Here is a 13466-nt window from a genome sequence, read left to right as displayed (position 1 = left end):
GCTTTTATTTTAATAATAAAAACCCAAAAAATCTTCTTTTTTTTATCAAATTCACAATAAAACACCCTAATTAATAATGTTTTAGCAGTAAAAAACTCATCGGTAATTCTTAAATTTGCAGTACTTCAAAATTAAAATTATTAATGATTACGGTGTGTGTTTTAAGTAATACTACCATAAAAAAACTAATATATGAGCAAAACTGCTAAAATCATGTACACAAAAACGGATGAAGCTCCAGCGTTAGCTACACGTTCGTTTTTACCTATTGTAAAAGCTTTTACAAAATCATCTAATATAGCAATAGAAACAAAAGATATTTCTCTTGCAGGACGTATTCTTGCAAACTTCTCAGATTTCTTAACCAAAGAGCAACAAGTAGAAGATGCCTTGGCTTTCTTAGGTGACTTAGCAAAGAAACCAGAAGCTAATATTATTAAATTACCAAATATTTCTGCTTCGGTACCTCAATTAAAAGCTGCTATAAAAGAATTACAAGCTTTAGGATATACATTACCAAATTTTCCTGAAGAAGCTAATTCTGATGAAGAAAAAGCAATTTTAGCACGTTATAATAAAATTAAAGGATCTGCTGTAAATCCTGTTTTACGTGAAGGGAATTCTGATCGTAGGGCACCAAAAGCAGTAAAAAATTATGCAAAAAAGAATCCACATTCAATGGGTGCTTGGGCTTCTAATTCAGAAACACATGTATCAACAATGACTGGCGGAGATTTTGCACATACCGAAAAATCAGTTACTGTAAACAATGCCACAGATGTAAAAATTGTACATACAGACGCTAACGGGACAAAAACTATTTTAAAAGAAAAAGTTTCTTTACTAAATGGTGAAGTAATCGACGGATCTGTAATGAATAAAAAAGCTTTATTAGCCTTTTTAACAGAACAAATTGCTGATGCGAAAGACAAAGGATTGTTATTTTCATTACATATGAAGGCAACAATGATGAAGGTTTCTGACCCTATCATTTTCGGACATGCAGTTCGTGTTTTCTTTAAAGATTTATTCGCTAAACACAACGCTACTTTCGAAGAAATAGGAGTTGATGTTAATAACGGATTCGGAAACTTATTAAGTAACTTAGAGGAATTATCAGCTGACAAAAAAGACGCTATTTTAGCAGATATTGAAGCTATTTACGCAAACAGCCCTGATGTTGCCATGGTAAATTCTGATAAAGGAATTACCAACTTACACGTTCCTTCGGATGTAATTATTGATGCTTCTATGCCCGCAATGATTCGTACCTCAGGACAAATGTGGAATAAAGCAGGAAAACAACAAGATACAAAAGCTGTAATTCCTGACAGTTCTTACGCTTCATTATACCAAGCTACGATAGATTTCTGTAAAGAAAATGGTGCTTTCGATCCTACCACAATGGGAACGGTTCCTAATGTTGGTTTAATGGCTCAAAAAGCTGAAGAATACGGATCACATGATAAAACTTTCGAAATCACATCAAACGGAACAGTGGATGTAATTGACGCAAACGGAACAACCTTAATTTCTCACGAAGTAGCACAAGGTGATATCTGGAGAATGTGTCAAACAAAAGACGCTCCAATTCAAGATTGGGTTAAATTAGCTGTTACCAGAGCTAGAGCTACTAAAGCTCCTGCTGTTTTCTGGCTAGATGAAAACAGAGCTCACGATGCTGAAATCATTAAAAAAGTAGAAAAATACTTAGCAGATCACGATACTAACGGTTTAGATATTTTTGTGATGTCTATTCCTGAAGCAACTACTTTTACTTTAGAAAGAGTTAAACAAGGTGAAGAAACCATTTCTGTAACCGGAAATGTATTACGTGATTATTTAACTGATTTATTTCCTATTTTAGAATTAGGTACTTCAGCAAAAATGTTATCAATCGTTCCTTTAATGAATGGTGGTGGTTTATTTGAAACTGGCGCTGGTGGTTCTGCTCCAAAACACGTTGAGCAATTAGTTAACGAAAATCATTTACGTTGGGATTCTTTAGGTGAATTTTTAGCCTTGGCTGTTTCATTAGAGCATTTAGGAGAAACCAACAACAACGCTAAAGCAAAAGTTTTAGCTGAAACATTAGATGATGCAACTGACAAATTGTTAGATAATAAAAAAGGACCTTCAAGAAGAACTGGAGAGTTAGATAACAGAGGATCTCATTTTTATTTAGCAACCTATTGGGCACAAGCCTTAGCTAATCAAGATAAAGATGCTGATTTAAAAGCGCAGTTTACTCCTATTGCAGAAAAAATGACAGCTAACGAAACTACTATTGTCAACGAATTAAACTCAGCACAAGGTAAGGCTGTAAACATTGGTGGTTACTATGAACCAACTGATGAATTAGCTGATGCTATTATGAAATCGAGTAATACATTAAATACTATTTTACAAAGTATTTAATTTTATTATTATAATCATAAAAAGCAGGTAACTAAAATTACCTGCTTTTTTACGTTATAAAATATTATAATTACTAAATTTGAATTATGGATTTTATTAAAACTACCGAGCAGTCATCAAAATACAATCATTTAGAAAAAATGACTGTTACTGATTTATTATCAAACATAAATAACGAGGACAAAACGGTTCCTTTAGCTGTTGAAAAAGCATTGCCACAAATTGAAAAACTTACTACTCAAATAGTAACAAAATTAAAAAAAGGTGGACGATTGTTTTATATCGGTGCTGGTACAAGCGGTCGTTTAGGTATTTTAGATGCTAGTGAATGCCCTCCTACTTTTGGTGTTCCGCATGAATTAGTTGTTGGGCTTATTGCAGGCGGAGATGTAGCTATTAGAAAAGCTGTTGAAAATGCAGAAGATTCAACAAAACAAGGTTGGCTTGATTTACAAAAACACAACATTTCATCCAAAGATGTAGTGGTTGGTATTGCTGCATCAGGCACAACACCTTATGTAATTACTGCTTTAAATGAATGCAATAAAAACGATATTATTACCGGTTGTATTACTTGCAATCAAAAAAGCCCTTTAGCACTAACAGCTCAATTTCCTATCGAAGTAGTCGTTGGACCTGAGTTTGTAACTGGTAGCTCTCGTATGAAAGCCGGAACTGCTCAAAAATTAGTTTTAAACATGCTATCTACCGCTACAATGATTCAACTAGGTAAAGTAAAAGGTAATAAAATGGTTGATATGCAACTATCTAATAATAAGTTGGTAAAAAGAGGAGAAAAAATGTTAGTTTCTGAATTAAACATCGACCAAGTAACTGCAAGTAAATTATTAAAAAAGTACGGAAATGTTCGTGATGTTATAAAAAACCATACCAATGCCTAAACAAATAACTTTTGATAAAATTGTAAAAAAATTTTTAATCCTTTTGGGTTTATTAATTACATCTCCAATAATAGTAAGCATCGGGTTTAAAGCTTTAAAAATTTACACCGAAAACCCTAAAAAATATATTGCCTATGCGATATTAGGTATTGGTATTTTTTTACTCTTATACACTGTTTACTTCGGATTTAAAACAATAAAAGCATTTTTAGATAATTTATTTCAAAAATAATTTGAGAAAAAATACCACCCTAAAAAAACTTATAAACTGGGAGCATTGGCCTTCTTATATGTTTTACATTCCTAACTTACCCTATGCATTTTATTTGGCTATAAAAGCGAAACACCTGTCTTTTTACACAGCCACAAACCCTTGTATTAAAAATTCTGGAATCGGCACCGAATCTAAGTTCGAAACAACCATGCTCATTCCTGAAAAATATCGCCCTAAAACTATATTAATAAAACCTAATACGGAGTATAATAAAATAATTACAGCTATTAATGAGCAACAAATTCAATTTCCTTTAATAGCAAAACCAGACATTGGTTTTAGAGGCCTGTTAGTACAAAAAGTACATACCGAAACTGAGTTACAAACCTACTTTAAAAAGTATGGAATGATAGCCATCATTATTCAAGAATTTTTAAATTATGAAAATGAATGTGGCGTTTTATATTTTCGGTATCCAGAAAACAAAACTGGAAACATTACCTCTTTAACCCTGAAAAAATTTTTAGCCGTTACTGGCGACGGAAAAAGCACTTTAAAAGAATTAATTTTAAATGATGAAAGGGCAAAATTATATATAGAATTATTTACCGAAATTCATCAAAATAAATTAAATACAGTTCCCTATAAAGATAAAGTTGTAAAACTTACTGCTATAGGAAATCACTCAAGAGGAACTCAATTTATTAACGGAAACCATTTAATTAGTAAAACATTAATTAAAACTTTTGACACACTTAATAAAAAAATTCCTGGTTGGTATTATGGACGAATTGATTTAAAATACAATTCTTTTTCTTCTTTAGAAAATGGTACAGATTTTAAAATTATAGAAATCAATGGTATTTTGGCAGAGCCAACCCACATATACGATGCAAAAAAATTCACTTATTTTCAAGCATTAAAAACAATAAGGACGCACTGGAAAAGTATCTATAAAATAGCAACTGTAAATAATAAAAAACTTAACATTCCTTATAAAAACACAAAACACTTTTCTGTAGAAATTTTACAATTAAAAAAACACCTATCACACATAAAAAAAACATCTTAAAGTTTATTTATAAGTGACTTAAATATAAAAGAGGTGTCCAACTATTATAACGATTATTATTTATAATTTAAAAAAAATGATTACTTTTGCCGCTTTAATTTCCCATATAGTATGAAAATAAAACTATTATTTATACTTATTTTCTTAATTAAAACCTCTCTTTTCTCTCAAGTAAAGATAGGCGATAATCCTTCTGTGATCCATTCTAGTTCAATTTTAGAATTAGAAAGTACGGACAAAGCCATAGTTATTAGTCGTATGTCAAACACTCAAATGAGTGCAATTGCACCACTAAAGGGTGCGTTAGTATATAATACTGATGAGGATTGTGTTTTTATGTATGATGGAACTTCTTGGAAAAGTTTATGTAAAAATAATTCATCAGGTAGAGCTATTAATGTCACGACAAGTTCAACAGCTCCAACAGGTAATAATTTAGGTGACTTTTGGATTAATGATACCTTAAACACCACAAGTATTTGGGATGGAAATAACTGGATTGCTATTGATAATAACCCTAGAAGAGGTAATGGTATACCTAACAACACAACAATTACTGATGCATTAGCTGGGGACGTATATGTTGATACTACAACAGGGGTAATTTATGCATATGACGGAACAGATTGGGTAAATTCAAATACAGCTCCTAATGCTAATAACGGTCTTTTAATTGATGCTACTAATACCATACAATTAGGCGGAGTATTAATAAAACCTACAACTATACAAACAGATACTACAAATACCTTGGCTATTACTGGCTTAGAAAACGGAGACACTACTCAAGATGCTATTGTTACCGTAAATAATGCTACCGGGCAATTACGAAAAATAGATCCTTCAGATTTATTACGAGAAGAAGTTACTAAAATTATAGCAATTGATAACCAACAAACTTTCTCTGGATTAACAATTTATTCAAACGATAAAATTAACGTATACAGAAACGGTGTTCGTATCGATTTTACGGTAATCAACACAACAACAATAGAAATAGAACCTGATGCAACGTGTTATGCAGGTGACGAAATAAGAATAATACAACTTTATTAATATCAAAAATCCCTATTACAAATTTTTAAATAATCAATTTATGAAAACAATTACAAACAAATTTAAATTCGCATTAGTTGCCGTAGGTATCTTAGCAATCGGTACTGTTAATGCACAAACAACTGATCCTACAACGCTTACAAAGGATACAGACCCTACTAAAACAGTAAAATTAATAGATAATAAAGGTACTATTAAATACTTACAATCTAATAACGGTATTACTCAAATAACATCTACAGCACCAGGTAATAGAACTACTACAACTTGGCAATTAGGTGGTACTTTAACTGCTGACACAGATATTAATACTGGTGCTCAGGAATTTAAAGTTACAATTGATGGTGCTGCTGGTGGTACGTTTGTTATTGATGGAATTCAAGAAGAAACAGGTAGTGCTGCAACCGCTATGGGTGGTACAGGTTATACCTTACTTGTAAGAGATGAGACCACAGGACAGGTTAAAAACTTATTAGCTACTGATTTAATTCAAAGTGGACAAGAAAGATTTGTTGCTACAGATGGTCAAACAGCTTTCGCTTTAACAGGTGTTACTGATTTACCTTCTTTTAGCCAAGTTTATGTATATAGAAATGGTGCAAAATTAATTGCAGGTGCTGCTGCTGGTGTTGGAGTAGATTATACTGCTGCTGCTGGTACAGTTACTTTAGACTTTGCAGATGAAGTAGACCCTAATGATTGGACGGTTTATGCTGGTGATATTATCGAGGTTCACTTTGTAAAATAATATTTAAATATAATTAAAGTATTGGTACTGATAAAATCGGTACCAATACTTTAAAATAATTTTGATTTACTCTCTAAATATATTCAAAATTAAAACACCCCATTAAAAACTAATCTTTATCTAATTTCAAAATTATTAGCAACTACAATTATTAACACATAGTTAAGTCCTTTATAATAAGAATGATACAATATAAAAAACATATATTAATATTAATTTTTGCATTAATTTTATTTTCTAATAAAATTAATGCTCAACAAGTTAGAGTAATTGACAATAAAGGAACCATACAAACAGTTAATAACAATTTAGTAACAACAAGTCCTACTTTTCCTTCTAATCCTGTAGAAGGTGATATATGGTTTGACACAACAAATAGTCTTATAAGAATTTTTGACCCTAGTTTACCTTTACCTATTACAAATCAATGGCCTACCATTACATCTACTGCTGCATCAAGTAATATATATACTGCTGATGGTACATTAGATGCTAATCGATTTATAAATGGAGGAACAAACAACTTAAGATTTTCTAATTTAGGTAGATTTGATATAGATAATGCTAATTACATAAACTTAGAATCAACTGGTTTTTTTGATATTAAGGCAATAAGTGGAATTAACTTACGTAACAGTAATACAATTGTTCACGAAAACCTATCTGTTAAAAAAAGTTATATAGATAGTAGTGGTGATGTTGGTACAAATGGTCAAATACTATCATCTACAGCAACAGGTACTGATTGGATAGACAATGCTGCATTAAGCAATTGGCTTACTACTGGTAACACAGGCACAACAGCTGCTAACTTTCTTGGAACTATTGATGATGTTAAAATGCAAATACGTTCAAACAACCTTCCTATATTAGAATTTGGTAGAAGAGGAACTTTAGGTTTAGATCAATCCTATCCTGATTATACAGATGTAGATCAGCCATTAGTATATCTTAGGGGTAATAATAACATATCAGCACTACAATTTGCTGCATCTGGTGCTAGCTTTTACAAACCAATGTTTTACACAACAAGTAATGGTAGCTTTAGACTTAAAGGTAGTTCTGGAGCAACAGACTTGTTTGAAATTGGATCTGCTGGTCCTAACAATCAAGGGCGCTTAGAGTTTACTATTGGTGATGATGGTAACGAACCTATAATATTTAAACGTTATTATTACAGTCCACAAATTTATAGAGAGTTTTTTAGAGTACAAGGAAATACAACTGGAAGAAATGCAAAAACAAGGTTTGGTATTAATATTAATCAACAGGATATACCTGTTACAGATGATATAAACGCAAACTATAACACGGGTAATTTTGATATCGCTAATTCTACTTTACAAATTAAAGGATCTGTATCTAAATCTATTTTAACTACAACAAATAACCTAACACTCAATGAGGATCATTACTCTATAATTATTAATGGTAATCACACAATTACATTACCTAATGCTTCTACTTGTGAAGGAAGAGAATATATACTTAAAAACATCACTAGTAATAACATTAACATTTCTAATTATCGTAATTTATCAAATATTAATGCAAATTCAATAGGTAGTAACACAACTTTAAAGTTACAAAGTAATGGTTCTATATGGCACCAAATGAACAACTCAAACACAACTAGTTCTGGTGGAGGTTCATCTACATTAACTTATATCGATAAATACAACAATGCAAACTCTACTATAAGAGTAGCTCGTTATAATACTAATGGTACATTAATACCTTTAAACTCTGTTAGGCTTTTTAATGGGCCAATTAATAATAGAAATAATAATCAAGTACAAATTACAGAAACTGGGCTATATGAAGTTACATATACTGTTTCATTAAGAAAAGAAAATGGAAATGATTTCAATAACTTAAACAATAACTCTCTAGAAGTAGTTGTCTGTCAAAATAATAACCCAATAGCTAATACAGGTAGTATAATTACTCTTATAGGAAATACAAATCAAAGATATGTAAATGCTTCAAGAACTGTTTTGTTAAATCTTACAGCCTTTCAAAGCTATGGTATAAAAATCAGAGAAAAAAACATAGATAATTCTGGAGATGTTGTTATTGATGCTAATGCTACTGGCATGACAATTAGAAAAATCAATTAAAATACAATAAACCAATTAATTGTAGAATTTTTTAATTTTCAACAAGTACTATGAAGTTATTTTTTATCTCGTTATATTTTTTATTTACTTCTTTTTTTATATTTTCTCAAACAGCTTTTCATAATTCAGGCAACATGCAATTACACAATGATGCCAAAATAGGTTTTCATACCGATGTTGTTAATAACGGATTGTTAGATAACTATACCGGTTTTGCTGGCTTTTATGCCGATACTGAAACTCGTATTATTTCTGGTGCAAACCGCATTACTTTTTTTAATGTAGAAATCGATGCTGTAAATAATTTAGAACTACAAAACTCTTTAGGAATAAGAAACGATTTAGATTTTATAAACGGATCTGTAATTACTCCTAGAAATGATGTAAATATTTCACTCGACTTTATAGATTATAATATCTATGCTGGTGAAGATGATTTAAGACATGTTAATGGCTATGCTGCTGTACAAGGAAACGGAAGTGACAACTTTACTTTTCCTATTGGAGATGGTGATCTATTTCGCCCAATGAAAATTGATAATCAAAGCAATTACAATCTTTATAAAGGTGCTTATTTTTATGAAGACCCAAATGCCCCAAGTACTTTTCCTACAAACTTCTTAACCAGTCAAAAACAAGTATTACTCGAAAATATTAGTACTGTTGAATACTGGGATTTAAACGGTACCAAAGAAACAAGAACCACTTTAACATGGAATGATAGAAGTGATATTATGGCAATTACTGATAACATTGCATTATTAACCGTTGTTGGTTGGAACATAGCTGAAAACAGATGGGATAACTTAAATGTTTTAAATGTTACAGGTGATTTAAATAGCGGAGAAATTACATCCGCAGTATTTATACCAAATAACTACGAAGTAATTACCATAGGTACAATTTATGATGATGAAATTGTTCCTGAAGACACCAATAATATATTAATTTCTCCTAACGGCGACAGTAAAAATGAGTTTTTGGTTTTCGATGAAATTACAGAATTTGCAAACAACAAATTAGTAATTTATAATCGATGGGGGAATATCGTCTATCAAACAGAAAATTATAAGAACGATTGGAATGGTACTTCTGAAGGAAGAGCTACTTACAAAAAAGAAACCAAACTTCCTGAAGCTACCTATTTTTATTATTTAGAACTTGGTGATTCTCCAAATAAATATAGAAAATTAAAAAAAGGATGGGTTTATATTCATAGATAATAGTATTTATTTTAAGCAGTCGTTAAAAATTCACAAAATAAACGTATTCTCACCTCGAGCATTATTTTCAACAGAAATATTTTTTGTTAAAAATAGAAACGTATTTTTCAAGAGATCAGAGCATAATTACTAATTAAGATATCGACTGCGCTCGACCAGGCAATCAGATGCTACTTTTTTATACGAAATTAACACTCCAAAAGGGCTAGACTAAAACAGATTTACATCTCAAATCCTGTAGATATCATAAAATAAACCCTTTAATCAATAATCTAAAATTTACTTATCTACACAATAAACACAAAACGTAGAACTATTAAAATCAATACATTAACAAACTACAAGTATAATTACAAACTCTAAGTTATTTTTTTGGCACGCTATTTGAAAATTACTAATCAAACGCGGAAGCCGAAAAGCATATAGAGTAAGCATAACCCTAAATTTATCAATTATGAAAAAAGGGATACTTTTATTAGCAGCAATAATGTCATTAACATTTGTAAATGCTGAAAACACAAATAAGTCAACTAGTAAAATTGGGGTTACCAATCGTTACAACGATGCTGTTACCTTTATTGAAAGAGATGTACAATTCCATGTATTTTTAAATGGAGATTTCGATTTTAATACACACTATAAAAACACCAGATATGCTGATTATAATGGAAGACGCTTTAAAACCAACAAAGGAGTTCGTATAGAAAGAGATCGCAGAGGTCGAGTAAGACGAGTTGGAAACACTTTTATCAACTACGATACTAGAGGAAATGTAAAACGAATTGGTAGTATATATATAGATTACAGATATGGAAAACTATCAAAAGTAGGAAATTTAAATATTACTTATGATCGTTGGAACAACCCTCGTTTTTATGGACATGTAAGATATAACGATCATTATGAAGATGATGTATACTATAACAATGGAGGTATAGATATTGATATTAACATTGGAAGCATATTTAATTATGATGATGCTTATTTTTACAAAAGAGACTTTAGAAAGAATTACAGAAAGTACAGAGAGGATAAAAAATTCTTTTATTACAGAGCTGTTCCTAATGCAAAAACAGGAAAAAGAGGTAAGCTTTTAAAAAGACGTAAAAATAAAAATTACTCAAAAAAATACCATAAAAAAAGAACAACACCTGAGCAAAAAGGAAGGTCTAAAAGAAATAGATAGCATAAAAAATCCTCATCAAAATTGATGAGGATTTTTTTATAATATTAATTACTATTACTTAGCAACATTAACAGCTCTTGTTTCACGAATCACAGTAACTTTTACTTGCCCTGGATACGTCATATCATTCTGTATTTTTTGTGAAATATTAAATGATAATTCCGCTGCTTTAGTGTCATTTACCTTAGCACTTTCTACCATTACTCTTAATTCTCGACCTGCCTGAATAGCATATGCTTTTTGAACACCACTAAATCCGAAGGCAATATCTTCTAAATCTTTTAAACGTTGTATGTAAGAATCTAATACCTGACGACGTGCGCCTGGTCTTGCTCCTGAAATAGCATCACAAACCTGAACGATAGGAGATAATAAACTCTTCATTTCAATCTCGTCGTGGTGAGCTCCAATAGCATTACATACATCTGGCTTTTCACCAAACCTCTCTGCCCATTGCATTCCTAATAAAGCATGTGGTAATTCACTTTCTGTTTCTGGCACTTTACCAATATCATGTAATAAACCAGCACGTTTAGCAGCTTTAGCATTTAAGCCCATTTCTGATGCCATAATACCACAAAGATTTGCTACTTCACGCGAGTGTTGTAATAAATTCTGACCATAAGAAGAACGATATTTCATACGTCCTACTATTTTAATCAATTCTGGATGTAAACCATGAATTCCTAAATCTATAACAGTACGTTTACCAACTTCTATAATTTCTTGACTGATTTGTTTTTCTGTTTTCTTAACAACTTCTTCAATTCTCGCTGGGTGAATTCTTCCGTCTGTTACTAATTTATGCATTGATAAACGAGCAATTTCTCTACGAACAGGATCAAAACAAGATAAAATAATTGCTTCAGGTGTATCATCAACAATAATTTCTACTCCGGTAGCGGCTTCTAAAGCACGAATATTACGTCCTTCACGACCAATAATTCTACCTTTAACATCGTCAGACTCTAAGTTAAAAACAGAAACACAGTTTTCAACAGCTTGCTCAACTCCTACTCTTTGTATGGTATTTAATACAATTTTACGAGCATCTTGTTGTGCTGTCATTTTAGCTTCTTCAACAGCGTTTTGTACAAACGACATTGCATCTGCTTTTGCTTCATCTTTTAACGACGAAACTAATTCTGTTTTTGCATCTTCTGCTGATAAGCCAGAAATTTGCTCTAACATATCTACTTGACGTTTGTGTTGTTTTTCTAAATCTGATTCTTTTTTATCTAAAAAATCTAATTTATAATCAAAATCTGCTTCTTTTTTCTCTACAGATTTGTTTAATTTTTTATTTTTATCTAATTCAGAAGAAACCTGACTCTCTTTATCTCTTATTCTCTTTTCAACATCAGACATCTTTTTTTCTCTCGAAAAAATAACTTTTTCATGCTCAGATTTTAGTTCGATAAACTTTTCTTTCGCTTGTAATATTTTATCTTTTTTTATTGCATCCGCTTCTACTTTCGCTTCTTTTACAATATTTCTGGCTTGCTTTTTTGTTTCTTGTATTAACTTATTTGCATTAGATTTCTCTAATATTTTAGCAATAATAAACCCTATTACTAATCCTATAATTCCTGCTAATACAGGAAATAATATTCCATCCATAATTTTAATTTGATTGTATAAAAAAAGCCTACATTAATATGGGTTTTATAAACTCCGAAAAAACAGGTTTAGGACTAACTGGCTTATCAAGGATCCGATCTAAAATCGGCTTGCTTTACGAACCAAGACTCATCCTTTCTAAATAAATAGTGTTGAGTTTAACAAACAATGTACTAATGTAGGCAGTATATTAATAATTTATTTTAAAGAACGTTATAAATGTTTATCTAACAAGTTAGCTAATTCATTTATTTTATTTATTACTTCAGTATTTTCTTTAGCACTTTCTAAAGATACTATTTCTGATTTCGATGCAAATTGCAATGCACACATTGCTAATACATCTTGTTTATCAGAAACTGCATAACTTTGTTCAAACTTAGCAATTAAATCATTAATATTTTTTGCTGCACTACGCATCCCTTGCTCTTCATTTGTGTCTTTAACACTCAACGGGTACGTTCTTCCTGCAATTACAACATTAACTTTAATATTTGCCATGTAAAGAACTTTTTATGAATTCAAAAGATTAATGCATTTATCAATCTCTCGAACTAAAGTATTTATTTTGAGCTTTGTTTCTCTTGTATTTTCGTTACTGCCTGCTATAGTTTTAGCAATTTTAAGCAATTTATATTCTTCTTGCCTAGTGATTAACTCTTGCGATTTCTCTTGCAATAAATGTTGTAATTTCCCATTATTTTGAAGCAATATCTGGTTTTCTTCTTTTAAAAACTCATACCTCGAAAGTATGTTTTTTAACTTATCTTCCAGTAAATGAATTGCTTCTAAAGGGGTACTCATTTATTTCTTGAGAATAAAACTATATCTACAAAGTTATTAATATAGAATTTAAATAGCAACTCTTTTTTCGTTTTTTACTAAAACAACTGATTTTAAGCCTTCT

General features: G+C 30.8%; 12 protein-coding genes and 1 other RNA gene. 9 read left to right on the top strand and 4 right to left on the bottom strand.

All coding sequences use genetic code 11. The features are described from left to right. The first annotated feature begins 192 nt into the window (after positions 1-192). From N2251_RS03845 to N2251_RS03805, 9 genes are all read left to right on the top strand, one after another. Positions 193-2418 (top strand): NADP-dependent isocitrate dehydrogenase, encoded by a 2226-nt coding sequence (locus N2251_RS03845; RefSeq protein WP_260585390.1) that lies wholly within the window; start codon positions 193-195, stop codon positions 2416-2418. A gap of 86 nt (positions 2419-2504) precedes the next feature. Beyond that, positions 2505-3320 carry an N-acetylmuramic acid 6-phosphate etherase gene (murQ, locus tag N2251_RS03840; RefSeq protein ID WP_260585389.1) on the top strand — a complete coding sequence of 272 codons (816 nt, stop codon included), beginning with the start codon at positions 2505-2507 and terminating at the stop codon, positions 3318-3320. Continuing rightward, positions 3313-3552 (top strand): DUF6095 family protein, encoded by a 240-nt coding sequence (locus tag N2251_RS03835; RefSeq protein ID WP_260585388.1) that lies wholly within the window; start codon positions 3313-3315, stop codon positions 3550-3552. The genes murQ and N2251_RS03835 overlap by 8 nt, the downstream gene beginning before the upstream one ends. Position 3553: 1 nt before the next feature. After that, positions 3554-4606, top strand: a complete 1053-nt coding sequence (locus tag N2251_RS03830) for an ATP-grasp domain-containing protein (protein ID WP_260585387.1) — start codon at positions 3554-3556, stop codon at positions 4604-4606. A gap of 111 nt (positions 4607-4717) precedes the next feature. After that, on the top strand, positions 4718-5662 hold the full coding sequence (locus N2251_RS03825; RefSeq protein ID WP_260585386.1) for a phage tail-like protein: 945 nt from the start codon (positions 4718-4720) through the stop codon (positions 5660-5662). Between the two features lie 40 nt (positions 5663-5702). Further along, positions 5703-6410, top strand: a complete 708-nt coding sequence (locus N2251_RS03820; protein WP_068704925.1) for a hypothetical protein — start codon at positions 5703-5705, stop codon at positions 6408-6410. Between the two features lie 182 nt (positions 6411-6592). Continuing rightward, entirely contained in the window at positions 6593-8530 is a 1938-nt protein-coding gene (locus N2251_RS03815) for a hypothetical protein (protein WP_260585384.1), read from the top strand. A 50-nt stretch (positions 8531-8580) separates the two neighbouring features. Further along, positions 8581-9753 carry a T9SS type B sorting domain-containing protein gene (locus N2251_RS03810; RefSeq protein ID WP_260585383.1) on the top strand — a complete coding sequence of 391 codons (1173 nt, stop codon included), beginning with the start codon at positions 8581-8583 and terminating at the stop codon, positions 9751-9753. A gap of 454 nt (positions 9754-10207) precedes the next feature. After that, positions 10208-10939, top strand: a complete 732-nt coding sequence (locus N2251_RS03805; protein WP_260585382.1) for a hypothetical protein — start codon at positions 10208-10210, stop codon at positions 10937-10939. A gap of 54 nt (positions 10940-10993) precedes the next feature. On the opposite strand, the gene rny is transcribed toward N2251_RS03805, so the two are convergent. The 4 genes from rny to N2251_RS03785 all read right to left on the bottom strand — a co-directional run bounded on the left by rny (position 10994) and on the right by N2251_RS03785 (position 13363). Next, positions 10994-12559, bottom strand: coding sequence for a ribonuclease Y (gene rny / locus N2251_RS03800; RefSeq protein WP_260585381.1), 1566 nt, complete (start codon positions 12557-12559; stop codon positions 10994-10996). 49 nt (positions 12560-12608) lie between these two features. Further along, a non-coding RNA gene (ssrS, locus tag N2251_RS03795) (6S RNA) lies at positions 12609-12717 on the bottom strand. A gap of 55 nt (positions 12718-12772) precedes the next feature. Then, positions 12773-13060: a cell division protein ZapA gene (locus N2251_RS03790; protein WP_260585380.1), complete on the bottom strand. Its 288-nt coding sequence runs from the start codon at positions 13058-13060 to the stop codon at positions 12773-12775. Positions 13061-13072: 12 nt separating this feature from the next. After that, entirely contained in the window at positions 13073-13363 is a 291-nt protein-coding gene (locus tag N2251_RS03785) for a hypothetical protein (RefSeq protein WP_260585379.1), read from the bottom strand. Positions 13364-13466 lie beyond the last annotated feature (103 nt).

Origin of the sequence: Tenacibaculum haliotis, from assembly GCF_025215075.1 — a bacterium.
Taxonomy (GTDB): Bacteria; Bacteroidota; Bacteroidia; order Flavobacteriales; family Flavobacteriaceae; genus Polaribacter; species Polaribacter haliotis_B.
Note: the sequence above shows the minus strand (reverse complement) of the source record. Positions and strands in the feature narration are given on the sequence as shown.